This window comes from Ruegeria sp. AU67, from assembly GCF_900312795.1.
Taxonomy (GTDB): Bacteria; Pseudomonadota; Alphaproteobacteria; order Rhodobacterales; family Rhodobacteraceae; genus Ruegeria; species Ruegeria atlantica.
Genome location: NZ_OMPH01000028.1, coordinates 191,537 through 215,069 on the forward strand (window position 1 = coordinate 191,537; position 23,533 = coordinate 215,069).

Annotated in this window: 26 protein-coding genes; 14 read left to right on the forward strand and 12 right to left on the reverse strand. The window is 58.8% G+C overall.

Annotated elements, in window-relative coordinates; genetic code table 11:
- The first annotated feature begins 77 nt into the window (after positions 1 to 77).
- The gene (locus DK510_RS16125; protein ID WP_109312946.1) at positions 78 to 884 is read left to right on the forward strand and encodes a protein-disulfide reductase DsbD domain-containing protein; all 807 of its coding nucleotides are present in this window, start codon (positions 78 to 80) and stop codon (positions 882 to 884) included.
- A 13-nt stretch (positions 885 to 897) separates the two neighbouring features.
- The gene (locus tag DK510_RS16130; protein WP_058273587.1) at positions 898 to 1,317 is read left to right on the forward strand and encodes an NUDIX hydrolase; all 420 of its coding nucleotides are present in this window, start codon (positions 898 to 900) and stop codon (positions 1,315 to 1,317) included.
- On the opposite strand, the gene DK510_RS16135 is transcribed toward DK510_RS16130, so the two are convergent.
- From DK510_RS16135 to DK510_RS22850, 7 genes are all read right to left on the reverse strand, one after another.
- Complete coding sequence (locus tag DK510_RS16135; protein ID WP_109312947.1) at positions 1,314 to 4,712, reverse strand: efflux RND transporter permease subunit; 3,399 nt, start codon at positions 4,710 to 4,712, stop codon at positions 1,314 to 1,316. The genes DK510_RS16130 and DK510_RS16135 overlap by 4 nt on opposite strands.
- Positions 4,713 to 4,717: 5 nt before the next feature.
- Positions 4,718 to 6,172: an efflux RND transporter periplasmic adaptor subunit gene (locus tag DK510_RS16140; protein ID WP_109312948.1), complete on the reverse strand. Its 1,455-nt coding sequence runs from the start codon at positions 6,170 to 6,172 to the stop codon at positions 4,718 to 4,720.
- A 106-nt stretch (positions 6,173 to 6,278) separates the two neighbouring features.
- Positions 6,279 to 6,821 carry a molybdenum cofactor biosynthesis protein B gene (moaB, locus tag DK510_RS16145; RefSeq protein WP_109312949.1) on the reverse strand — a complete coding sequence of 181 codons (543 nt, stop codon included), beginning with the start codon at positions 6,819 to 6,821 and terminating at the stop codon, positions 6,279 to 6,281.
- A 6-nt stretch (positions 6,822 to 6,827) separates the two neighbouring features.
- On the reverse strand, positions 6,828 to 7,448 hold the full coding sequence (locus DK510_RS16150) for a LysE family translocator (protein WP_109312950.1): 621 nt from the start codon (positions 7,446 to 7,448) through the stop codon (positions 6,828 to 6,830).
- Positions 7,445 to 8,044, reverse strand: a complete 600-nt coding sequence (locus tag DK510_RS16155; protein ID WP_109312951.1) for a metallophosphoesterase — start codon at positions 8,042 to 8,044, stop codon at positions 7,445 to 7,447. The genes DK510_RS16150 and DK510_RS16155 overlap by 4 nt, the downstream gene beginning before the upstream one ends.
- Complete coding sequence (locus DK510_RS16160) at positions 8,041 to 8,808, reverse strand: uracil-DNA glycosylase family protein (protein ID WP_109312952.1); 768 nt, start codon at positions 8,806 to 8,808, stop codon at positions 8,041 to 8,043. Before DK510_RS16160 ends, DK510_RS16155 begins: the two co-directional genes overlap by 4 nt.
- 10 nt (positions 8,809 to 8,818) lie before the next feature.
- Positions 8,819 to 9,058 carry a hypothetical protein gene (locus DK510_RS22850; protein ID WP_160116550.1) on the reverse strand — a complete coding sequence of 80 codons (240 nt, stop codon included), beginning with the start codon at positions 9,056 to 9,058 and terminating at the stop codon, positions 8,819 to 8,821.
- Between the two features lie 509 nt (positions 9,059 to 9,567).
- Between DK510_RS22850 and DK510_RS16170 the strand changes: the two genes are divergently transcribed.
- The 7 genes from DK510_RS16170 (at position 9,568) to DK510_RS16200 (ending at position 14,203) form a co-directional block, all read left to right on the forward strand.
- The gene (locus DK510_RS16170; RefSeq protein ID WP_109312953.1) at positions 9,568 to 10,503 is read left to right on the forward strand and encodes an aspartate carbamoyltransferase catalytic subunit; all 936 of its coding nucleotides are present in this window, start codon (positions 9,568 to 9,570) and stop codon (positions 10,501 to 10,503) included.
- On the forward strand, positions 10,500 to 11,018 hold the full coding sequence (locus DK510_RS16175) for a hypothetical protein (RefSeq protein ID WP_109312954.1): 519 nt from the start codon (positions 10,500 to 10,502) through the stop codon (positions 11,016 to 11,018). Before DK510_RS16170 ends, DK510_RS16175 begins: the two co-directional genes overlap by 4 nt.
- The gene (locus DK510_RS16180; protein ID WP_234416643.1) at positions 11,003 to 11,389 is read left to right on the forward strand and encodes a hypothetical protein; all 387 of its coding nucleotides are present in this window, start codon (positions 11,003 to 11,005) and stop codon (positions 11,387 to 11,389) included. Before DK510_RS16175 ends, DK510_RS16180 begins: the two co-directional genes overlap by 16 nt.
- Positions 11,386 to 12,666 (forward strand): dihydroorotase, encoded by a 1,281-nt coding sequence (gene pyrC / locus DK510_RS16185; RefSeq protein WP_109312955.1) that lies wholly within the window; start codon positions 11,386 to 11,388, stop codon positions 12,664 to 12,666. Before DK510_RS16180 ends, pyrC begins: the two co-directional genes overlap by 4 nt.
- Positions 12,666 to 13,271, forward strand: coding sequence for a glycerol-3-phosphate 1-O-acyltransferase PlsY (gene plsY / locus DK510_RS16190; RefSeq protein ID WP_109312956.1), 606 nt, complete (start codon positions 12,666 to 12,668; stop codon positions 13,269 to 13,271). The genes pyrC and plsY overlap by 1 nt, the downstream gene beginning before the upstream one ends.
- Positions 13,268 to 13,534: a hypothetical protein gene (locus tag DK510_RS16195; protein WP_109312957.1), complete on the forward strand. Its 267-nt coding sequence runs from the start codon at positions 13,268 to 13,270 to the stop codon at positions 13,532 to 13,534. Before plsY ends, DK510_RS16195 begins: the two co-directional genes overlap by 4 nt.
- Before the next feature lie 195 nt (positions 13,535 to 13,729).
- Complete coding sequence (locus tag DK510_RS16200; RefSeq protein WP_058273690.1) at positions 13,730 to 14,203, forward strand: YHS domain-containing (seleno)protein; 474 nt, start codon at positions 13,730 to 13,732, stop codon at positions 14,201 to 14,203.
- A gap of 92 nt (positions 14,204 to 14,295) precedes the next feature.
- Here DK510_RS16200 and DK510_RS16205 read toward each other — a convergent pair whose 3' ends face one another.
- The gene (locus DK510_RS16205; protein ID WP_109312958.1) at positions 14,296 to 15,279 is read right to left on the reverse strand and encodes a quinone oxidoreductase; all 984 of its coding nucleotides are present in this window, start codon (positions 15,277 to 15,279) and stop codon (positions 14,296 to 14,298) included.
- A gap of 191 nt (positions 15,280 to 15,470) precedes the next feature.
- Here DK510_RS16205 and DK510_RS16210 point away from each other — a divergent pair, with 191 nt between their 5' ends.
- A complete protein-coding gene (locus DK510_RS16210) occupies positions 15,471 to 16,328 on the forward strand; it encodes a DUF2189 domain-containing protein (RefSeq protein ID WP_109313012.1) in 858 nt (285 codons plus the stop codon).
- A gap of 35 nt (positions 16,329 to 16,363) precedes the next feature.
- Here DK510_RS16210 and DK510_RS16215 read toward each other — a convergent pair whose 3' ends face one another.
- On the reverse strand, positions 16,364 to 17,350 hold the full coding sequence (locus DK510_RS16215) for an NAD(P)H-quinone oxidoreductase (RefSeq protein ID WP_109312959.1): 987 nt from the start codon (positions 17,348 to 17,350) through the stop codon (positions 16,364 to 16,366).
- Between the two features lie 55 nt (positions 17,351 to 17,405).
- On the reverse strand, positions 17,406 to 18,098 hold the full coding sequence (locus DK510_RS16220; protein WP_109312960.1) for a COQ9 family protein: 693 nt from the start codon (positions 18,096 to 18,098) through the stop codon (positions 17,406 to 17,408).
- A 111-nt stretch (positions 18,099 to 18,209) separates the two neighbouring features.
- On the opposite strand from DK510_RS16220, the gene rpsU reads away from it, so the two are divergent.
- Positions 18,210 to 18,416: a 30S ribosomal protein S21 gene (rpsU, locus tag DK510_RS16225; protein WP_005614280.1), complete on the forward strand. Its 207-nt coding sequence runs from the start codon at positions 18,210 to 18,212 to the stop codon at positions 18,414 to 18,416.
- 293 nt (positions 18,417 to 18,709) lie between these two features.
- Positions 18,710 to 19,708 carry a CAP domain-containing protein gene (locus tag DK510_RS16230; protein WP_109312961.1) on the forward strand — a complete coding sequence of 333 codons (999 nt, stop codon included), beginning with the start codon at positions 18,710 to 18,712 and terminating at the stop codon, positions 19,706 to 19,708.
- A gap of 59 nt (positions 19,709 to 19,767) precedes the next feature.
- On the opposite strand, the gene ppk2 is transcribed toward DK510_RS16230, so the two are convergent.
- Positions 19,768 to 20,685: a polyphosphate kinase 2 gene (gene ppk2, locus DK510_RS16235; RefSeq protein WP_109313013.1), complete on the reverse strand. Its 918-nt coding sequence runs from the start codon at positions 20,683 to 20,685 to the stop codon at positions 19,768 to 19,770.
- 289 nt (positions 20,686 to 20,974) lie between these two features.
- Here ppk2 and DK510_RS16240 point away from each other — a divergent pair, with 289 nt between their 5' ends.
- Positions 20,975 to 21,814 (forward strand): CPBP family intramembrane glutamic endopeptidase, encoded by an 840-nt coding sequence (locus tag DK510_RS16240; RefSeq protein WP_109312962.1) that lies wholly within the window; start codon positions 20,975 to 20,977, stop codon positions 21,812 to 21,814.
- A gap of 3 nt (positions 21,815 to 21,817) precedes the next feature.
- Here DK510_RS16240 and DK510_RS16245 read toward each other — a convergent pair whose 3' ends face one another.
- A complete protein-coding gene (locus DK510_RS16245) occupies positions 21,818 to 22,276 on the reverse strand; it encodes an Lrp/AsnC family transcriptional regulator (RefSeq protein ID WP_058278916.1) in 459 nt (152 codons plus the stop codon).
- 138 nt (positions 22,277 to 22,414) lie between these two features.
- On the opposite strand from DK510_RS16245, the gene ald reads away from it, so the two are divergent.
- Positions 22,415 to 23,533, forward strand: coding sequence for an alanine dehydrogenase (ald, locus tag DK510_RS16250; RefSeq protein WP_109312963.1), 1,119 nt, complete (start codon positions 22,415 to 22,417; stop codon positions 23,531 to 23,533).

Below are 23,533 nucleotides of genomic sequence, written 5' to 3' on the forward strand. Positions count from 1 at the left end.
CGCACATTTCCGCAGATTTCATCCCGGTTACCGGAACGTGACTTGGATTCTGTGCCGCAACCGCGCATTTATGAACCATGAGCGTAAAAAATGTATTACCGGCAATCGCCATAACCTTTGGTCTGGCCTTACCTGTAACAGCGCAGGTCAACGGCCCCGTTGCCGAGTTGGATATTCTGGATGGCGGACGCAACGCTAAAGGAACGTACCTCAGCGCCGTGCGTGTGACGCTGCAGGACGGTTGGAAAACCTATTGGCGTGCGCCGGGGGATGCTGGCATTCCGCCGCAATTCGACTGGAACCGTTCGAACAACGTCGGGGATGTGTCGATTACATGGCCCGCACCCAATGTTTTTGACCAGAACGGATTGCAATCGATCGGCTACGAAAACCAACTGGTTTTGCCAGTCGAGATCACGCCGAAAAACCCGGCCAAGCCCGTACGCCTGCAGGGAACGATGGATCTGGGCGTCTGCAAGGATGTTTGCATCCCGGAACAGCTGGATTTCGACCACACGCTGAACGCAGACGCCGGGCGCAACCCCACCATCGCCGCTGCACTGGCACAAAGGCCCTTTTCCGAACACGAGGCCAGAGTGGCCCATACCACCTGTCACCTCTCACCCACATCAGACGGGATGAAGATCGAGGCCCGGGTGACCATGCCCTCGGCAGGCGGTCGCGAGGTGGCCGTGATCGAGCCGGGGAACCCGGCGCTCTGGGCTTCGCAGACCGAGACGACGCGAACCGGCAACACTCTGATCGCAACCTCTGAGGTGATTAATGCATCCGGTGGACCGTTTGCCCTGGATCGGTCGGAAATTCGGATCACTGTGTTGGGGGCAAATCACGCAGTCGACATTCGGGGATGCAGCGCAAGCTGAGCCCGGTGATTTCATGACACAAACTCCAAAAATCGGCGCTTTGGCAGTAGTCCTGCATCAGGACCAAGTGCTGCTGGTTCAACGCAGCAAGCAACCTGATGCTGGGCTATGGGGGTTTCCTGGGGGTCACGTGGAATGGGGCGAGACTGTTTTGCAAGCCGCGCAAAGAGAGCTGCGCGAAGAAACCTCGGTCATTGCAGACCCACAGCACTACTTAGACAATCTTGATTTGCTGCGCTGGAACGAAAACGGCGACGTCCAGACACACTACCTGCTGGTAGGCGTGGCCTGTCAGTATCAAACCGGCGACCCCATTGCAGGTGACGACGCGCTCGATGCGCGTTGGTTCCCTGTAGATCAGATCCGCCGCGGCGAACTAGAGATGAGCAACCGCGTCATCGATCTGCTGGAAACCGCCCTGCGCCGGACTTAGGTCGCGGGCCTTTTGAGCCGGGTATAAAGCAAGCCTGAGACTGCCACGCTGAGGAACAGTATCAGCGCGGCACCTGTAACGAATGCGCCCAAGCCCATCCGAAGAATAGCCATGCCTTCCTCGCCCGCATAAAGCCCGGACAAGAACCCGATGGGCGCGCCGTAAATTGCGGGCCACACCATCGTGACCGTAAACCATGAAAGCAAGGCGAGGCCCGAACACGCCAACGTCCCCTGCACCACACGGTCCGGGGCACGTGCCGCCCGACGCATCGCGGTCATTGGGCGAGACAGATCGTTCAGAATGGCAAGCAACGCCGGGACTAGCAGCAGGACCAGCAACATTCCAAAGCCCAGCCCATAGACCAAAGTAATGACTGTGGGTTTAAGAAACTGCGCCTGCTGCGACCCTTCATACAGTAACGGGGTCAGCCCCAGAACCGTCGTCAGCGTCGTCAGCATCACAGGCCGCAACCGGTCTGCGGTGCCTTCAACTATCGAAGGCACAAGCCCGCGCTCTTTCTGGTAATCGTCGATGGTCGTCACCAAAACAATCGAGTCGTTGATGATGATCCCCGTCATCCCCAGCAGACCAACGACCGTGAACATGCTTAGCGGAACTTCCCACAGATAGTGCCCCCAGATCGCGCCCACCAGTCCGAAGGGGATAATCGCCATCACCACCAGCGGCCGCGTCCAACTGGCGAAAACCCAGGCCAGTACAAGATAGATACCGGTCAGGCACAGGATCAAGCCGGTGCGCGCCTCGGACAGGAACTCATCTTCCTGTTCACTCAGGCCGGCCATTCGCCATTCGACCTGTCGTTCCGAGGCGATTTTCGGCAGGATTTCCTCGCCCATGGCACGTGCAATCTCAGCCGCGCGCGTTGGGTCGTCTTCCGATATGTCACCGTTTACCGAGATCACCCTCAGGCCATTTTCGCGCCGGACGGTCGAGAAGCCGGATTTTCGCTCGACCGACACGATATCGGCCAACGGCACATACACTCCATCGGGTGTACGCATCAGAGTGCGCTCCAGGAAATCGGCGGTCAGCTCGCCTTCGGGCAGTTCGACCCTGATCTCGGCACTACGCGGGCCGTCCGGGAAGGTTGCCGCCTCGATCCCGTTCAACCGGTCGCGCAACACGCGCCCCAGCGTTTCGATCCTGAACCCCAGCGACTGACCCTGTGCCGTCAGGTCCAGAATGTACTCTTCCTTGTCATAGGCAAGATTGTCTTCCAGCGCCGAAACTTCAGAGTATTTCGAAAGCTCAGTTTGCAAGTCCTCTGATGCGGATTTGAGCGTATTCACATCCGCGCCATAGAACTGAACGTCAATGGCATCGCCACCGGGCCCAGAGCGCCAGCCCCGGAAGCTGAGCAGTTCGACCTTTGGGTGGCGCGGAACAAAATCCTGCAACTCACCCACAAACTCAAAGCTGGAATAGGGGCGCAGATCCGCATCGATCAGCTCGATGGAAATACCACCCAGCAAGTCAGCGTCTTTGCCATCGGCGGCGGCCAATCCCCATCCTGCGGAACCGCCCACCTCGGCCAGCACATAGTCGATCGGGTTGCGACCGTGACGCTCTTCATAGATCTGGCCCAGCTCTTCGGTCGCACGCTGCAGCTCATGCATCATGGCCACAGTCTCGGCGCGGGTGGCGCCTTCGACCATTATGAAGTTGCCCGTGACCGAGCCGCGCTCGGGTGCGTTGAAAAACCGCCAGTTCACATCACCTCGAATGAACAGAGCAATCTGACTGGCCAAGATCACCACCATCATTGCAACCACCACATATCGCGCCCAGACAACCCAGGCGATCAACGGTCGGAACAGATGATCCCGCACCCAGCGGAACCCGCGATTGACCACGCGGTTGGGCAGGTCATACCAGTGCTCTTTCGTGGAATGCGCGATGGCATGCGCCATATGGTTCGGCAAAATAAGGAAACATTCGATCAGCGACGCTATCAAGACCGCAATAACGGTAAAGGGGATGTCACGGATCAACTCTCCGAACCGACCACCAACGAGGGTCAGGCCAAAAAAGGCGATCACGGTTGTCAGGGTCGCCGCAAAGACCGGCATCGCCATTCGTCGCGCCGCGCGTTCAGCGGCCACCATTGGGGCCTCACCTAATCGGCGCGCGCGGAAATCGGCATGCTCGCCCACGACGATGGCGTCATCCACAACAATGCCCAATGTGATGATCAGGCCGAACAGGGACACCATGTTGATCGACAGCCCGCCGATATACATGAAGGCAATCGCGGCGGACATGGCAACCGGAATACCTGCTGCGACCCAAAAGGCGATCCGCGCATTCAGGAACAAAAACAGCAGGCAGACCACAAGGCCCAAGCCAACAAGGCCGTTGTCGACCAGAATATCCAGACGGTCGGTGATCGCCTGAGCGCGGGTTCTGATCAGCTCGATCGTCACCCCTTCGGGAACGCTGGCCTGCATTTCCGTCACAACGTCTTCGACCGCGTGCTGGATTTCAATCGCGTCACCCAGGTTTGAGCGATCTACCCGCACCGACATTGCCGGATTTTCGCCCACAAAGTAGCTGCGATTGCGGTTGACCCCTTCGACCCGGATCTGCGCCACATCGCCCACCAGCAACTTAGATCCGTCCGCAAAATTGCGCAGGGCGATACCTTCGATTTCTTCGGGTGTGCGCTTTTCCGTACCCGTGCGAATACGGGCATTCGCGCCGGTCACATCACCCGCTGGGTTTGCGTTGACCTCGGCCGCGACTGCCGACGCGACCTCGGACAGAGTAATGTCGTTGGCAATCAGTTGGGCGGTCGGTATCTCGACCACGATGCGCGGCGCAGCAAGCCCCCGAATCGTGGTACGAGTAACCCCGACCGCGAAAAGACGGTTGATTAATTCGTCCGTGAATTTGGCCAGTTGATCAGGATCGACAGGCCCGGTGACAACCACATCTGTAACCCGGTCCCGCCAGGCACCCCGCCGGATTGTTGGTTCTTCGGCATCGTCGGATAGGCTGGTGACACTGTCGACAGCCGTCCGTACTTCTTCGACGGCGCGGGACATGTCCCAGTTTGGCTCGAACTCGAGCCGAATGCTGGCGCGCCCCTCGCGTGACGTGGACTCGGTGCTGGCGACACCCTCGACCGCCAGCAAGGCGGGCTCAAGCACCTGAACGATACCGTTGTCCACATCTTCGGGACCGGCCCCATCCCAGTCCACACTCACGTCGACGCGTTCCAGGATCACATCCGGAAAGAACTGTGCCCGCATGTTCGGGATTGCCGCCGCGCCCAGGACCAGCATCACCAGCAGCAGCAGGTTTGCCACCGTTTTGTGACGCGTGAAGTAACTAAGGATGCCGCCTGCCGCGCCGGGGATCTCGCGCATCATAGCGCTTAGCCCCCCGCCCTGTTTTCAAGCCGCTGGACAAGCGAGGCGGGCACCTTGGCCTCGCTCAACTGGCCCAGAACCCGTTCTTTTACGTCCTTTGGCATGCGGGTGCTGGCCTCAACCTGAGCGACCAACTTAGCGCGCTGTTCCACAGACAGCTCAACCATATCCGGTGCGGCCCCGGCGCTATCATCTATCCGCAGGGGCCGGACACGCACGCCCGACCCCAGCAGCGGCGTACGGCCTATCACGACCTCACGCCCAACCAAACCTTCGCCGCGCAGCAAGACCTCATCGCCCTGACGGCGGATCAACTGGACTGGCAGCGCTTCGAGCCTGTCATTCTCATCCAGCACCAACACTGTGCCCACAGCATCCAGAACCGAAGACGGCAGCAGTACTACGTTGTCCAGCGGTTGTTCCTGCACTGTGACGGTAACAAAATCGCCCGGCTTGAACCCCGACGCCTCATCCAGTCGGGCATAGATCAAACGCCCGGTCTGCCCTTCGCCCGCCGATCCGCTGTCGCGGCTAATGCGGCCTTGTGCGGTCAGGTCGGTGCCCGTGACCTCAAGCGAGATTGTCACCGGTGCGTCGATCAGATCACCGGCTGCGTCCAGCAATCGGACGTATTGCGCGGTTGAGACGCGGAATGCCACCTCCAACGCATTCGGGTCGACAAGTTCCGCCAGCTTTTCGTTCGCGGACACCAGCCGTCCTTCGACTAGCGTTACATCCGTCAATGTGCCCCCGAACCGGGCGCGGATTGTCATATCATCCAGATCGCGTTCAGCAGCCTCAAGCGCAATGCGGGCTCGTGACAACAGGGTGGTCGCCTGATCGACGCGGGATTCTGCTTGGGCCAGGGCAATCCGCCGCGCCAGCACCGCCTGCTGCGCGGCAGCCTTGGCCAACTCGGCTTCTTCCACAGATGCTGCGGCCCCAACTCCGCGGGTCTGTAAATCCTGTTGGCGCTGCAAGGCGCGCCCGCGCAGCTCCGCCTGCGCCTCAGCCGAGTTCAACTCGTCCTGCGCCAGCAGCAGCGACCGCTCCGCGTCACGCTCTTCAAACTGCGCGTCCAGCAAATCGGATTTTGCGCGGTCCAGCGCGGACTGGGCGTCTGCGGGATCAAGTTCGACCAGAACTTCGCCTGTTGTTACCACACCGCCATCTTCAAAATCTTCGGCCAGCCCGACAACGCGCCCGCCCAGCGCGGCGCGCAACTCTAACCTGCGACGGCTTTGAACCTCGCCAAAAGCTTCAAGATATGGTGTCACGGTCTCCAATTCCGCAGACCGAACAGAAACGGCAAAGACACGCTCGCGCGCCTGCGGAGCCGACTCCTCCCGTGTCAGAACGTCTTGCACGGCGCCCGAAATCATCTGCGCCGCCACAAACAACAGGGCCACTGTCAACGACGTCAAAAAGACTCCAACAAGGCTTTGCCTCAGAAATCGCATATAAAATTCACCCCGGTTGCATCAGGCTGCCATTAGCAAAAGGTAGCTGGGCAGCAAAAAATGCCAAGCCACAAAGCGGTTATGAACGGTTTAACGTGCGACCAGTCTACTTCCGTCGCAAATGTTCGTCCAATCTGGGCATTATTTCGACGAAATTGCAGGGACGGTGGCGGTAGTCGAACTGTTTTTCCAAAATGCCGTCCCAGGCGTCCTTGCAAGCGCCCGGGCTGCCGGGCAATGCAAATAGATATGTGCCGCCTGCGACCCCACCGGTCGCACGTGATTGCACGGCCGACGTACCAATCTTCTCCATTGAAACGACTGTGAACACCGTGCCGAAAGCCTCGATTTCCTTCTCATAGACATCGCGATGCGCTTCGACCGTTACGTCGCGGCCCGTCAGGCCCGTACCACCGGTCGAAATCACTGCGTCTATCCCAGGATCCGCAATCCAGACACGCAACTGATCGGCGATCTCGCCGCGCTCATCGCGGATGATGCTGCGATCAGCGACCCTGTGCCCTGCCCCTTCGATACGATCAACAAGTGTCTGGCCGGATTTGTCCTCGTCCAGCGACCGCGTGTCCGAGACGGTCAGCACGGCGATACGGACCGGAATGAAGTCTTTGGTCTCATAAATGCGCGACATGTTTCCTCAGGCCCTTTCCAAGATGGCAAGCCGGATCGCGAGGGCTGCGAAAATCCCTCCTGTCACCCAGCCCATGATGCGCGAAGCGCGCGGGTTCGCGATTAGCATCCGCCCCGCACCACCGGCAAAAATTCCCACTAGCCCATTCACCACAAATCCGCCCAGGGCAATGATGGATCCGAAAACCAGGAACTGCAGCAGGATCGAACCCGCCGCCGGATTCACGAACTGCGGAATAAAAGCCAGAACAAACAGAATTACTTTGGGGTTGGTCAGGTTCACCACCAGCCCGTCCCGGAATGCCAATTGGGTGGGACCGGAGGGAGTATCCGCAGAAACCGCCCCATTCCGAAACGCCCCCCAGGCGAGATACAGCAGATAAGCAACGCCCATCCAGCGGATCACATCGAACAGCCAGGGCATCGTCGCCACAGCCGCTCCTAGACCGAGACCCGCCACCAGAACGTGAACCATCGATCCGACGGAGATACCTGCGCTAGCGGCGATTGCAGGCCGCGCCCCGGACCGCAGCCCCTGCCCAAAGCAGAACATCATGTCCGCCCCGGGGGTCAGATTCAGGGCAATTGCCGCCGGGATAAACGCCAGCAGCGTAACTGTTTCAATCACGTGGTGACCTCGAACCAATTTACTGTGGGGCCAAGATTGGCGATCTGCGTCACGCCGATTGCGCCTCGGTAACCCCAGCTGTCATGGATATGGCCACAAAGGGCAAATTGCGGCTGCAACCGCTCGATTGCGTCACGGACCGCCACCGATCCTACCGCATCACCCGTCGACGTAAGATCGCCGTGACCCTTGGGCGGAGAATGGGCAATCAGGATGTCAGCCCCTTCGCAACGATCCAGCAATTCAGCCGCTTCAGGGTCCGTCAGATCACAGGACCACTCACCGAATGGCGTCACTGGCACGCCGTAACCAAGGCCAAACAGACGCAGTCCATCCACGGTCATGCCTGTCCCGTGCAAAACATGCACGCCTTCCGGCGCAGCGTCGGTCAGTTCACCTGCACTTTCGGCATTGCCCGGAACCAGAACCAGCGGCGCATTGACGCCGCACAGCATCGCCATCGCGTCATCCAGCCCTTGCCGCATGTTGCAATAATCTCCGGCTCCGATAACCAGATCGGCCTCATCGCTGGCTGCAACAACGTCTGCGGCACGGTTTCGCGCCATATGCAGGTCCGAGAATGCGAGGATCTTCATGCCTTGCCCTCCAGCCTTGATTTGAGTTCCAGCAAATCGGCCCATGCCTGCCGCTTCATCTGTGGCTGTCGCAGCAGATATGCAGGATGGAACATCGGAATAACCGGCAAGTCCATCGCCTGATCCCACTGACCCCGAAGCCGTGTGATCCCCCGTTTGCCCAGAACAGCCTGACAGCTGATATTGCCCATCACCACCAAAACCTCGGGTTTGGCCAAGGCCACGTGCCGTTCGAGAAACGGCTTCAACATGCCAATCTCTTCGGGCTTGGGATCCCGGTTCTGCGGTGGGCGCCACGGCAGGACGTTGGTGATATAGACGTTTTCGGTCCGCTTCAGATCAATCGCGGCCAGCATCCGGTCCAACAACTGACCGGCGCGTCCGACAAAGGGCTTGCCCTCGCGGTCCTCATCGCGGCCAGGGGCCTCTCCGATAATCATCACCCGCGCACCCGGGGTGCCGTCTGCGAAGACCAACTGCCGCGCACCGCGCTTCAACTCGCAATGGTCAAACGCGTCCATGGCCGCCTGCAACTGATCCAGCGACCTTGCAGCCTGTGCCGCAGATTTCGCAACCGCAACCGGATCAACTTGCTTGGGTTTTTCTCGTGCGGTCTGGGCCTTTGCGGGTTTCTTGGCTTTGGGCGCAGTATCCGGCAACGCATAGCGATCCACCGGTGCATCACCGATCGCATCCGTTGCGCCCAGCTCGATCTGCCATTCCAGCAGAGCACGGGCAGTATGATAGTCCAAAGCCGATTCCATACCCCTCAATCTAACCACCTTTTGAACGAGGGAAAGCAGATAGACCTTGATTGGTCAGTCCATCGCGCCGACGATTGCCATATTCATGTTGTCTGTATTGCGATTCTTGTTTCTTGGTTTGCTGCTGATCATTCTCAGCAGTCCTACTTCTGCGCAGTTCAAAGACAGATATGGCCAGTGCCGCGCGGGCCAATTCAAATGTGGCAGCACATGCTGTTCGGGTGGCCAAAGATGCAGCTTTGATGGCCACTGCATTCCCCTGGGCGGCACCTATTGCGGTGGCGGTAGAACCTGCGGGCCGTTCGAGCGCTGTGTGGCGGGCGGGACCCGATGTGCCCCAGCGGGGCAAAACAAATGCAGGTCGCGTCTGGATTGCCCCGGCGGCAGCATCTGCAATGCCCGTGGCGAATGCGAGCGCAATACACCTGACATTCTGGAACTGCCTTCGCTGACATGCGACGACGGTCGCATTTGCGGATCCGGATCGTCTTGCCTGCCGGGTGGCGGATGTTCACGCCCCGGCTGGTATCTTTGCGAAAAAACCGGATCGCAGTGCCGTCAGGGGTTCAAGTGTTCCAAAAACCAGGGCTGTGTTCCCGTCAAGGCCGTAGACTGCGGATATGGTAAGTGGTGCAAGCCCGGCGAACAGTGCCTGCCCGAAGGCGGATGCGAGAAACTGCCCGAGTGAACCGAACCTTAGGTTGCCTTGAGCAGCGCGGCTTCTTATAAGCGGCGCGATTGTCAGACAGGAGCCCGCCAATGCGTTTCGCCCATCGTCACCTTCTTGGCATCGAGCATCTGTCGCAATCCGATATCACTGTTATTCTCGATCTGGCCGAAAAATACGTCGACATGAACCGCCAGTCGACCAAGCATTCCGACGTGCTGTCAGGGCTGACCCAAATCAACATGTTCTTCGAGAACTCAACCCGCACGCAGGCCAGTTTCGAAATCGCAGGCAAGCGGCTGGGCGCGGATGTGATGAACATGGCGATGCAAGCTAGTTCGATCAAAAAAGGCGAGACGCTGATCGACACAGCGATGACGCTGAATGCGATGCACCCCGATTTGCTGGTGGTGCGCCATCCGCATTCCGGCGCGGTCGACCTGCTGGCGCAGAAGGTGAACTGCGCGGTGCTAAATGCCGGTGACGGCAAACATGAACACCCGACGCAGGCTCTGCTGGACGCCCTGACCATTCGCCGCGCCAAAGGTCGCCTGCACCGACTGAATATCGCAATCTGCGGCGACGTCGCCCATTCCCGCGTGGCGCGGTCAAACCTGATCCTGCTGGGCAAAATGGAAAACCGTATTCGTCTGATTGGACCACCGACGCTGCTCCCAAGCCAGTTTGCCGAGTTTGGCGCTGAAATTTACGACGACATGAACGAAGGCCTGAAGGACGTCGACGTCGTGATGATGCTGCGCCTCCAGAAAGAACGGATGGATGGCGGGTTCATCCCCTCGGAACGGGAATACTATCACCGCTATGGTCTGGACGCCGCTAAGTTGTCGCAGGCCAAACCGGACGCCATCGTCATGCATCCTGGCCCAATGAATCGCGGTGTTGAGATTGACGGAACGCTGGCGGACGACATTAACCGGTCCGTTATTCAGGAACAGGTCGAAATGGGCGTCGCCGTTCGCATGGCCGCAATGGAACTTTTGGCCCGCAACCTTGGTGAGGCCGCATGAGTGATCTGAACGTCGCCCCACATGAACACGGCGTCCTGCGCTTGTTTCAGCTGGACATGCGCCCGGAAGAGGCAAAGTTCCTGCGCGAACCCGGTGCGGCAGACCAGATTCTGGGTGTCGAGGGTCTGGATCTGACCCAGATCGACGTATTTCCTGTCTCGGACCTCGAGGAACTGGGTCTTTATGGCTATCTCAACGAAGGGTGCGGCGTCCCTAAAGATCAGCTGGACCGGGCTGCGCTGGAGAGCATTGAAGGCTGGGTCATGGTCGTGCGCAGTGCCGCTTTTCAGGGACGTGCCGCCACTTTGCAACCGGACGCCAAAGTGCGCCTGATTGGCCTTTACACTGAAGAGGCGACAAGCTGGACCGGCGGAGCAATTAAAGCAGAAAGCGCGAAACCGTTCTCGGCCCCGCAAACCCCACCACAAGACGACAATCCTGGCCGTATTGGGTCGGCCATGCTGGCAGTGGTGGCGCTGTTGGTCATCGGAGGCATCCTGTGGCTGATCCTGTGACCTTCACCCCCGACAAAGGCGCGTATATCCGCACGAATACATGGCTGGCCGCCGGGGCCATGGCGGTCGCGATGATCGTGCTGTGGTTGGTCGGCAACCCCTACGTCTGGACCGGGGCGCCCGCGGGTCTTGCCGCGGTTGCCTTTCGCGCATGGTACCTGGCCTCAGAAGAACTGACCACAACGTGGCAGATGACGGAAACCACCCTAACCGGCCCCGGCCCGCGCAATGTGACGCTGAATCAGATAGAGGCGGTCAACCTCATGGGCAGTTTTGTCCAGATCGTCACCAAGGGCGGTGACAAACACCTGATCAAGTATCAGGCTGACCCCGCCGCCACCAAAGCCGCCATCGAAAGGGCAATGGCATGAACAACACTATTTTCACCAATGCCCGCCTGATCGACCCGGAAACCGGCACCGACAGCCCTGGCTGGCTACATGTATCCGATGGTCGGATTACTGCGCGCGGCGAAGGGGATGCTCCGACGCCGGAGGCGCAGGTCGTCGATTGTGGCGGACAGTGCCTTGCCCCCGGTATCGTCGATATCGGCGTCAAGGTCTGCGAACCGGGTGAGCGGCACAAGGAAAGCTATAAGTCCGCCGGTCTGGCCGCTGCAGCCGGAGGCGTGACCACCATCGTGACCCGCCCCGATACCAGCCCCGCGATCGACACGCCCGAAAGTCTGGAGTTCGTCACACGCCGAGCGCAGGCCGACACTCCGGTCAACGTCCTGCCAATGGCCGCGTTGACCAAAGGTCGCGAAGGCCGCGAAATGACTGAGATCGGATTCCTGCAGGATGCCGGTGCCGTCGCCTTTACTGACTGCGATCACGTGATCGCCAACACCAAGGTGTTTTCCCGCGCCCTGACCTATGCCCGGGCCTGTGGCGCGCTGGTCATCGCCCACCCGCAAGAACCCATCCTCAGCAATGGTGCCGCAGCCACCAGTGGTAAATTCGCCGTGCTGCGTGGCTTGCCCGCCGTCTCACCAATGGCCGAGCGGATGGGACTGGACCGCGACATCGCTTTGCTAGAGATGACCGGGGCCACCTATCACGCCGACCAGATCACCACCGCCCGCGCCCTGCCTGCGCTGGAGCGGGCCAAGCGGAATGGGCTGGACATCACGGCAGGTACGTCAATCCACCACCTGACGCTGAATGAACTGGACGTGGCCGACTATCGCACCTTCTTCAAGGTCAAGCCGCCGCTGCGATCCGAGGATGACCGGCAAGCAGTGATCGAAGCGGTGCGGACCGGCCTGATTGATACGATCAGTTCCATGCACACGCCTCAGGATGAGGAAAGCAAACGCCTGCCGTTTGAAGAGGCGGCCTCCGGCGCGGTAGCGCTGGAAACCCTGCTGCCCGCCGCCTTGCGTCTGTATCATGCCGGGCAGTTGGACCTGCCGACACTGTTCCGCGCAATGGCCCTAAACCCGGCGAAAAGATTAGGGTTGGACAGTGGCCGTCTGTCCGAAGGCGCGCCTGCGGACCTGGTGCTGTTTGACCCGGATGTACCCTTTGTGCTGGACCGGTTCTCGCTCAAATCCAAATCTCAGAACACACCGTTTGACGGCCAGCGGATGCAGGGTAAGGTCACCGCAACTTTCGTTGCAGGACAAGAAGTTTACCGGAGACCCTGATGCCGATCATCGACAGCACAATGACCCAGCTGATCCTGTGGGCGGCACTTGGATATCTGATGGGGTCGATCCCGTTTGGCATGGTCCTGGCCAAGGTGATGGGCTTGGGCAATCTGCGCAACATCGGTTCGGGCAATATCGGCGCAACCAATGTTTTGCGGACAGGCAACAAGACCGCCGCTGCCCTGACCCTGATCTTCGACGCCGCAAAAGGCGGGGTTGCTGTTCTGGTCGCGCATGCCCTTGCGGGTGAGGATGCCGCGCAGATTGCAGCGCTGGCCGCACTTTTGGGCCATTGCTTTCCGGTTTGGCTGGGATTTAAGGGCGGCAAAGGGGTCGCCACGTTTCTGGGGATCTGGCTGGCGTTGGACTGGCGCGTCGGTGTGGCCTGTTGTTTGACTTGGTTGGTTGCTGCTGCAGTCTGGCGCATCTCATCCCTTGCGGCACTTGCAGCGGCGGCAACGTCCACTATCTGGGCCCTTCTGCTGACAGGTTCGCAAACGCTGCTACTGGCTGGCGTCCTGACCCTGTTGGTCTATTGGCGCCACAGCGCGAATATTGCCCGCATCAAATCCGGCACTGAACCAAAAATCGGGCAGTCTTGAGCGCCCCGAACGCCTTCCTTACCGCTTTTTTTGCCATCCCCAAGGGGTCGTCGACCGGGCGTGCCCACGGCAGGCGGTATATCGTCAGTCGAACGGAATTTTCAGACGGCAAGTCGCAGAAACTTGTCGCACGCGCACTGGGCGGCAGCGACTACATCAGCCTGAACCTTTATCTGACCAAACGCGGATCTCTTCTTCGCCCCTGCGAAATGCCCGCGGAAAAAGTCACCGAATTCGTTTTGGATCTGACGCCCGATACCTAAGGCCTACCCTGCATTTGTGAACAATGCCTCTTCGCCCCTGCACATTCACAATTGATTGCTTTGAACGTGATGAGCCGCCTTCCCACTTGGGTTCCGTGACGGCCAATTGCGGGTCTCACGGACAAAAAAACTCTTGGGTTGTCTGGGCGCAATTTTCTGCGTCACGTGGCAGCCCCTTCACGAAAGGTGAAAACAATGAACAAGTTCAAATCTCTTATCGGCGGCGTCGCGCTGTCTGTTGCCATCGCAAGCTCGGCTCTGGCCGCTGGTGTTGAACTGAACGCAAGCTCGACCGGTCTGGCCATGCAGGGCTATGATCCGGTTGCCTACTTCACCGCTGGCGAGCCGACCAAAGGTGACTACCGCATCACCACACTGCACAACGACGCGATGTATCGCTTTGCCAATGAAGAAAACAAAGCAGCGTTCGAAGAAAACCCCGAGGCGTACCTGCCTGCATATGGCGGCTACTGCGCATTCGGCGCTGCGATGGGCTTCAAGTTTGACGGTGACCCGACCTACTGGAAGATCGTCGACAACAAGCTGTACCTGAACCTGTCGCAAGACATCCAGCAGCGCTGGGAAGGTGACATCCCTGGTTTTGTCGAACAAGCCAGCGCCAATTGGGAAACCATCGCGGATAAAACACCGGCGGAACTGCAGCAATAATTTCTGACATTCCTAATGAAAGCGGCGGCAGAGTTTTCTGCCGCCGCTTTTCGTTTCAAAATCAAACACCGGCGAGCCGGGTGCAGTCGGTCTTACGGTTCAAGAACCGTGCTGCCTGTGGTCTGACGCGCTTCAAGAACCCGATGCGCCTCGGCCACCTGATCCAACGGGAACCGCTGATCGATATGGATTTTGACCTCGCCGCCCTCAACCTTGCCGAACAGCCGCCGTGCCATTGCCTGACAGACGGAAGGGTCGGCGATATGAGTAAACAGGGTGGGTCGGGTGATTTTCAAGGAACCCTTCTTACCCAAAATACCGATATCCATCAACGGGACCGGACCTGAGGCATTGCCGAATGAGATCATCATTCCCAAGGGTTTCAGGCAGTCCAGCGAGCCATTGAACGTGTCCGCGCCGATGGAATCCATGACCACATCCACACCTTTGCCGCCGGTGATTTCGGCCACACGTTCGGCAAAGTTCTCGGTCCGGTAGTTGATGCAATGCGCAGCCCCGTTGAACTGCGCGAGGCTGCATTTCTCATCTGTCCCGGCTGTTCCGATCAGGGTGATGCCCTCGGACTTGGCCCATTGGCAGGCAATCAGACCAACGCCACCGGCAGCTGCGTGAAACAGCACCGTGTCACCCCGTTTCAAAGGCGTTGTCCGGTGAAACAGATACTCGACCGTCATCCCCTTGAGCATCATCGCCGCAGCCGCGTCAAAAGAAATCCCTTCGGACAACGGACACACCTGCGCCGCTGGCATCACGCGCGCCTCACAATAGGCCCCAGCGGGAGCTGCGGCATAGGCCGCGCGCTGGCCCGGTTTCAGATGGGTAACACCTTCGCCAACAGTCTCAATCACACCTGCCGCTTCCATGCCCAGCGCGTGCGGTAAATCCATCGGGTACAACCCGGTGCGCTGATAGACATCGATGAAGTTCAGCCCACAGGCCCGGTGGCGGATGCGAACCTCGCCGGGTCCGGGGTCGCCCAAGGGCCGGTCTTCGATCTTTAGAACTTCGGGACCGCCGTGTTCATGAATGACGACGGTTCTTGCCGTTTGCTGCATGCTGACCTCCTGTTGCCTGACGCCAAGCTAACACGCCTGTGAAACAGGGCAATTGGTAGGTTTTCGCTGCCGCGCAACCACAACGGGAAAAACTGTGCTATACTAGGCCCCGAGCGTTGCCGGCTGGTCCGGCCAAAGGCAACCACCGCCGGATTCAACCCGTTGCGCACTGGCAAAGGGAGGGGATCAAGATGGCCAAAACAATAGGAAATCCGATCAGTTGGGCCGCCCGAAACATCGGCGCGACCGGCGATCATATTACCGAAAGCGTGCACCACATCGGCAGCGCGGACACCCGGCATCTGCCGCAGGTGCAAACACTGACGATGCAGGACCTGAAGGCCTGTTTGCAGGCCGGGTACAATGATTTTCTGGAAACACGGGCGGATGCGATTTTCATCATCCTGGTTTACCCGATCGCAGGTCTGCTGATGTTCGGGTTCGGCCTTAATCGCAACATGGTTCCCCTTCTGGCACCGCTTATCATGGGTTTCGCACTAGTCGGTCCGATAGCAGCCGTGGGCCTTTACGAAATCAGCCGCAAACGCGAGCAAGGCGGCGAGGTCCATTGGCTGGACGCCTTGGGCGTCTTCCGGTCCCCGTCCTTCGGTGCAATTCTGGCCTTGGGGTTCTACCTGGTCATGCTGTTGCTGATTTGGCTGATGGTCGCGCAGAGCATCTATGTGCATACGCTTGGGCCTGATCTGCCCACCTCACTTGGGGCTTTCGTGACTCAGGTGTTCACCACGGGCGCCGGCTGGTCAATGATCATCTTCGGCAATGCGATCGGGTTTCTATTCGCGCTGGTCGCATTGGCCATGAGCGTCGTCAGCTTTCCATTGCTGTTGGACCGTCCTGTCGGACTGCCCGTGGCGGTCGTGACGTCGGTCCGGGTGTTGCGGCATAACCCCGGTGTCATTTTGGCATGGGGGTTCATCGTAGCGGCCCTGTTGATCATCGGAGCCATCCCGATGCTGCTGGGGCTGATCGTTGTCATGCCAGTCCTGGGCCATGCAACCTGGCATCTTTACCGCCGTGCAGTGGTCTGATCGGAAAAAGCGCGGGATTTACCCGCGCCAGAACTTTAACCGGCGACCTTGAGGACAATCTTGCCGATGTGACCCGAGCTTTCCATCCGCGCATGCGCGGCTGCCGCCTCGGCCAGATCGAACTCACTGTCCATGACGGGGGCCACCTTCCCAGCTTCCAGCAATGGCCAGACCGCTTCGCGCAGATCCTGCGCAATCTTCGCCTTTGCCAGATCGCTTTGCGGGCGCAAGGTGCTGCCCGTCAGGGTCAGGCGTTTGACCATCATCATCGCAAAGTTCAACTCGACGTTCGGCCCCTGCAGGAACGCGATCTGAACCAGACGTCCATCTTCGGCCAAGGCCTTAACGTTGCGCGGGATATAGTCGCCGCCGACCATGTCGAGGATCAGGTTCGCACCACCCTCAGCCCGCATGACGCCCACGAAGTCATCATCCCGGTAATTGATCGCCTTCTCGGCCCCGAGGTTCACACAGGCCTCGCATTTCTCAGCAGATCCGGCGGTTGCAAACACCCGCGCACCAAACGCGTTCGCCAGCTGGATCGCTGTTGTGCCAATGCCGCTGGACCCGCCATGCACCAGAAAACGCTCACCTGCCTTCAGACCGCCGCGCGTGAAAACGTTGGACCACACAGTAAAGAACGTTTCGGGCAGGCACGCGGCCTCTTTCATCCCCATTCCCGAAGGAACTGGCAGACAATGCGCAGCCGGTGTGGCCACATATTCCGCATAACCGCCACCGGGCAGCAAGGCACAGACCTGATCGCCAATGGCCAGACCCTCGACCCCGGCACCAACGGCAACAACCTCGCCCGATGCCTCAAGCCCCGGCAAATCGCTGGCACCCTGCGGCGGATCATAGGCCCCGGCACGCTGCAGCGCATCCGGGCGGTTCACACCCGCATAGGCCACTTTCAGGATCACCTGTCCGGCTTGTGGTTCCGGCACCGGGCGTTCCGTCAGTTGCAGAACATCCGGACCACCGGGTTTGGTGATTTCGACAGCGCGCATCATCTGGGTCATGGGCAAATCTCCTTTGCCCAATGCCTAGCAGGCAATTTCTGGAAGGCCCAGACGCTTACTTGCGCGGGTTCAACATACCCGGCAAATCAGCCCGTATCTTTGTCGGCGCTTTTACCTGACCAGCCAACCAGTTCGGCACCGCCAAAAACGGTTTGAACAACGGGTTGTCATTCACCTGCGCCTTGATCTTTTCGAATTGCATGACGTTGTCTATCCGCCGATCCAGAAACTCCCAGGTTTTCTGGTGATCGGGGGAATCGTCGCCCAGCCAGAACAGCAGAGTCGAGGAATAGACGCCCGACAACGTCGCCCGTTTCGTGTACCAGTTCACGTCTTCCGAGGAATCGCCCAGCGTGTCCCAGATCAGATCGCAGGTCTGCCACAAGGCTTTTGCCCCATCGGCTGCGTGGGTGGGCAGCGAAAACAACGTCATACCCCGGCGAACAAGCTCTTTGTCCGGAACCGCCTCAAGCCGGAACCGAACTGCAGCGGCGATTCGCTCGCGGAACTTCAACTCGCTCAGGTCCGAGGACTTCAGCCGATCCTCCATCGCCGCGTCACCGCGCGCGTGAAAGGCCAGTGCCAGATCAACCGCGCCACGGGGACAAATCGCGCGCGCCAGCGTGTCATCCATATCGCAATCTAAGATAGCTGCACGAAAGCTGACTTCGGACCAGCCGTCAAACGGCACATGGATCAAAATCGCGTCCAACAACTGCTGCTTGGTGTCTTCATATGTGATGGTCATGGCGGTTCTCCGGTTCTGGGGACCAGTACTAGACAAGATAGAACGGCTTTGCTATACGGCCAATTCCTGCAATTTCCTTGCAACTCTATCTAGAAAGGTGGTGACAACCACATGCAGGTTAGTGTTCGCGACAATAACGTCGATCAGGCGCTTCGTGCCCTGAAGAAAAAGCTGCAGCGCGAAGGCGTGTTCCGCGAAATGAAGCTCAAGCAACATTTCGAGAAACCGTCCGAGAAAAAAGCGCGCGAGAAAGCTGAAGCGATCCGCCGTGCCCGTAAACTGGCACGTAAGAAAGCACAGCGCGAAGGTTTGCTCTAAAACCTCACTCGTCCAGCTTTGGATGACACTATTTGACGACCCCCGAGGCATCGCCCGGGGGTTTGTCGTTTTTAGGGTCGGATGATTTACGCCGACTCGGGTCGCCCACGCGCGACAAGCTGCCATTTCCCCCTCAGCAACATTTTGCCCGGCATTTTGCAGCGCAGCGAATCCCGTGGCGGTAGCACTGACCCGCCAAAACTCGCCTCTGAACACGCCATCCCTATCAACGCAGCATCGAGCCTTTGTAACTGGCGCGGTCTACCACGACAAAAAACCAATCGGAGGCAAAAATGTCGACTGCAAGTAGTATCGAACAAGAAATGCTGGCGCTGATTAACCAAGAGCGCACATCCCGCGGGCTGGACCCCCTACAGCTTGAAACGCGCCTGAACGACTCGTCCGAGGATCACAGTGAATGGATGCTGGAAACTGACAGGTTCAGCCACACCGGCTCGGGTGGTTCCAGCGCCACGCAGCGGATGGAAATGGCCGGGTTCGACTTCTCGGGCAACTGGCGGTCAGGTGAAAACATCGCCTGGCAATCCGAGCGCGGCGCGCCAGGCATCAGCGATGACGTCGCCCAGCTTCACCAGAACCTGATGAACAGCCCCGGTCACCGTGCCAACATTTTGAACCCAGATTTCAAATACATCGGAATCGGAATTGAAACCGGCGACATGCAGGGTTTCGACGCTGTGATGGTGACGCAGAACTTTGCTGCCACCCAGGGCGAGGTCATGCTGGACAACGGCTCTGGCACTCCGCCAGCGCCGACGCCACCGGTTGAAGAAACTCCGCAGCCCGAACCCGAAGAGCCGGTTGCCGAAGTGCCAGAACCCGAGGTTAGCGAGCCTGAGGAACCCGTAGCCGAAACGCCGGATACCGACACCGAGGAACCGGCACCAGAAACACCGGACACCGATGTCACCGAAACCGAAGAGCCCGAGCCTGAAACGCCCGACACTGATGTCACCGAGACCGGAGAGCCAGAGCCCGAAACGCCTGGAACCGAAGAACCGGAAGAAGTCGCCTGTTTTGACGTTCAGGAGTTTCTTGCCGAGATCCGGGCATTCGTCCAATCGATTCAGGCGCAGTTCCACCAGTTTGATTGGAACGACACGGACTATGCCGATGCGGAACCCGAAACCGACGATTTCGATATGGTGATGACCGGTGATGACAATCCTGTGGACGATGTTGAGACTTGCTCTGACATGACCGGGGACAATTCAGGTGATGTCTTTGTGTTCAACTATAATGATTTCGACTGCATGATGGACGCCGCTTAACGGATACCACGGTGCGGGGCGGGGCGACCCTGCCTCGCACCAAATTCCACTTCAACTGTTCAATAGACCTTTGGAACATACAGATCGTCCGGCAGAATTCGGCGTTCATATTCCGGGTTGTACTTTCGATCCGGCAGATCGACCTTTTCCTGCGGCACATCCGAATACGGGATCTTGGTCAGCAGGTGTTCAATACAATTCAGGCGCTCGCGCTTTTTGTCATTGCCTTCGACGATGTACCAGGGCGCTTCGGGAATGTTCGTGCGAAACAACATATCCTCCTTGGCCTTGGTGTAGGATTCCCACCGAATGCGCGATTCCAGATCCATCGGCGACAGCTTCCACTGCTTCATCGGATCGTGAATGCGCATCAGGAATCTCAACTGCTGTTCTTCGTCGGTGATCGAGAACCAATATTTCAGCAGGATGATCCCCGACCGCACCAGCATCCGTTCAAATTCGGGAACGTCCTGAAAGAACTGTTCGACCTGATCTTCACTGGCAAAACCCATGACCCGTTCGACGCCCGCACGGTTGTACCAGGACCGGTCGAACAGAACGATTTCGCCAGCTGCTGGCAGATGCGGCACGTAGCGTTGGAAATACCACTGGCTTTGTTCCCTGCGACTGGGTGCGGGCAACGCAACCACACGCGCAACACGCGGGTTCAGGCGCTGGGTAATCCGCTTGATTACCCCCCCTTTACCGGCACTGTCGCGACCTTCGAACAGGATGCACACTTTGGCGCCAGTGTGTTGAACCCAATCCTGAACCCTGATCAGTTCGGCCTGCAATCGCAGCAGGTTTTGGAAATAGACCTTGCGGTCCAGCATGTCCGGATGCTGTTCCTTATAGATCTTGCGAACTTCCATCGACAGCATCGGCTCGCTGAATTCGATTTCGAAATCTTCGTCCAGCGTGTCTTCGAGCTCGGCTTCCAGCCAGTCTTTTGGGGCGTCATTTTGTTGGTAAGCCAAGATCTGCTCCTTATCAGTCAACGGGTTCCGACCATACTCAGAGAGTGTGACCGCCTGATGTCATCAGAAATAATTGATGAACGCTCCGCGCCAGTTCAATATCAAGTTGGTGCGGGGCCGTAAAACAGGCAGACGTTCGATCATTCCTATAATTGAACCGACCTGCGCCTAGATACAAGCGTCCGATTTGACGCAACGCTGGCAGTAAGGCACAGGCTGATCCTTGCACGGCCTTGCCATTTGGGGGTGTCCGACGGCATCAATACGCACCTGAATACATGAGAGAGCCGTGGCGCATTTTGTATCCCTTCTGCCATTGATATGGCCCTGGTCCATACTGATCGCCGGCATGGTCAGTGCGGCCTCGGGCCGGCGGCAACTTGGCCTGACGCTGCTGTTGGTGTTTGGCCTTGCCGCCCTCGCCCTGGGGCTGGTCACGCCTTTGGCTGTTGGAATTGTTGCTGCCGGATTGCTGGGGGCTGCGGCCCTGAACCATCTTACAGGCACCGGCGCGGCGGTTGGCCACGTGATGTTGATCGGCTGGTGTCTTGCATTGGGCGCACATCTGGTGCCCGGATTTCAAAACCTGATGGTACTGGACCGGGTCTACGCCGGACCGGACAGTTCGGCGTTTTCAATGTACTTGAATCTGGACAAGCCAATGGTGCTGTTTGCGGTTCTTCTGGCCGGGCCGGGAATGACCGATTCAGTGAGACCTGTCCGGAGAACACCCTTGCTGGTGGGCCTTGCGACCTTGCCCGCCCTCTTCGCCGTTGGGCTGGCCGCGCAGGCCATCCGGCCAGAACTCAGCCTACCGCCTTGGTGGCTGATTTTTGCATTGTCGAACCTGTTTCTGACCTGCCTGACGGAAGAGGCTTTTTTCCGCGGGTACCTGCAGTCGCTTATTGCTTCCAAACTTGGTGCAGCACTTGGCGTATCTCTGGCCGGCCTGCTGTTTGGTCTCGCTCATTTTCCGGGCGGTCCGGCCCTGGTCGCTTATGCCGCGATTCTTGGTGCGGCCTGTGGCTTGGGGTTTTATGCGACCGGTCGGTTGTGGGTGCCCGTTCTGATGCATTTCGGCTTCAATGCCGTGCATCTGATCCTGTTCACCTACCCGACACCAGCCTGACGATCACACCGGCAAGGCCGTCGTCTTGAACACTGTGCGCAAGGCAAATGAGCTTTGCATTTGCGCTACGCCGGGCAAACGCGACAGGTACTGACGGTGAATTCGGGCGAAATCCTCGGTGTTCTCGGCGACAACCTTCAGAATATAGTCCGCCGTCCCCGCCATAAGATGACACTCCAGAACGTCGGGAATACGCGCCACCGCTTTTTCGAACGCGTCCAGAAGCTCTTCGGCTTGCCCCTGCAAGGTGATCTCAACAAACACGGTGGTCGGGACGTTCATCTTGCGTGCATCCAGCAGCGCAACATAGTTTCGGATGTACCCTTCGGCCTCAAGCCGTTGGACCCGCCGATGACACGCCGACGGCGAAAGATTCACCTGATCTGACAGCTCGGCATTCGACATCCTGCCGTTTCTCTGCAGAGCAGCCAGAATCTTTCTATCGGTCGTATCAAGGCTCATTGGCGCAAATCCTTTGCAAGAAATTTCAATAATACCGAAGATTCTCGCAAAGAAAACCTAAATGACGGGCAGAGTTTCACAGAAATTGCATCCCGAATTGCACATAATTTGGGCAGTTTATGAATGGAGGAGCGAGAAATGAAAATCGGTTGCCCCAAGGAAATCAAACCCCAGGAATTCCGTGTTGGGATGACCCCCAACGCTGCGCAAGAAGCTGTTGCGCGCGGCCACGAGGTCATCATTGAAACCAATGCCGGCATGGGTTCCGGCTTTGACAACGACTCGTATGTTGCTGCAGGTGCGCGCATCGTCGACACCGCAGAAGAAGTTTTTGCGACCGCGGACATGATCGTAAAGGTCAAAGAACCCCAGGCGGTCGAGCGCAAGATGCTGCGTGAAGGCCAGCTGCTGTTCACCTACCTGCACCTGGCACCTGATCCAGCCCAGACCCACGACCTGCTGGCGTCGGGCTGCACCGCGATTGCCTATGAAACCGTAACTGACCGCAACGGCGGCCTGCCGCTGCTGGCGCCGATGTCCGAAGTTGCCGGTCGTCTGGCACCTCAGGTCGGTTCGTGGACCCTGCAAAAAGCCAATGGCGGCCGCGGTGTTCTGATGGGTGGCGTTCCCGGCGTTGGCCCGGCCAAAGTCATCGTGATCGGCGGCGGCGTTGTTGGTACCCACGCTGCCAAGATCGCGGCCGGCATGGGCGCTGACGTCACCGTTCTGGACCGGTCTCTGCCACGCCTGCGTTACCTCGACGACGTCTTTGGCGGCACATTCAAAAGCCAGTACTCGACAGCCGGCGCAACGGCCGAGCTGATCCAGGATGCCGACATGGTCATCGGTGCGGTTCTGATCCCTGGCGCTGCGGCACCCAAGCTGATCTCGCGCGCGCAGCTGGCCACCATGAAACCTGGTGCGGTTCTGGTTGACGTTGCGATCGACCAGGGCGGCTGCTTTGAAACCTCCAAAGCGACCACTCATGCCGATCCGATCTATGAAGTGGACGGCGTCATGCACTACTGCGTTGCCAACATGCCGGGCGCAGTTGCGCGAACCTCGACCATCGCATTGGGCAACGCGACCATGCCGTTCCTGCTGGCGCTGGCGGGTAAAGGCTGGAAGAAAGCATGTCAGGACGACCCGCATTTGCTGGCAGGTCTGAACGTCCATGCCGGTCAGCTGACTTACGAAGCTGTTGGTACGGCGCTGGGTCTGGATATTGTCTCGCCCGAGGCAATCGTCAACGCCTGA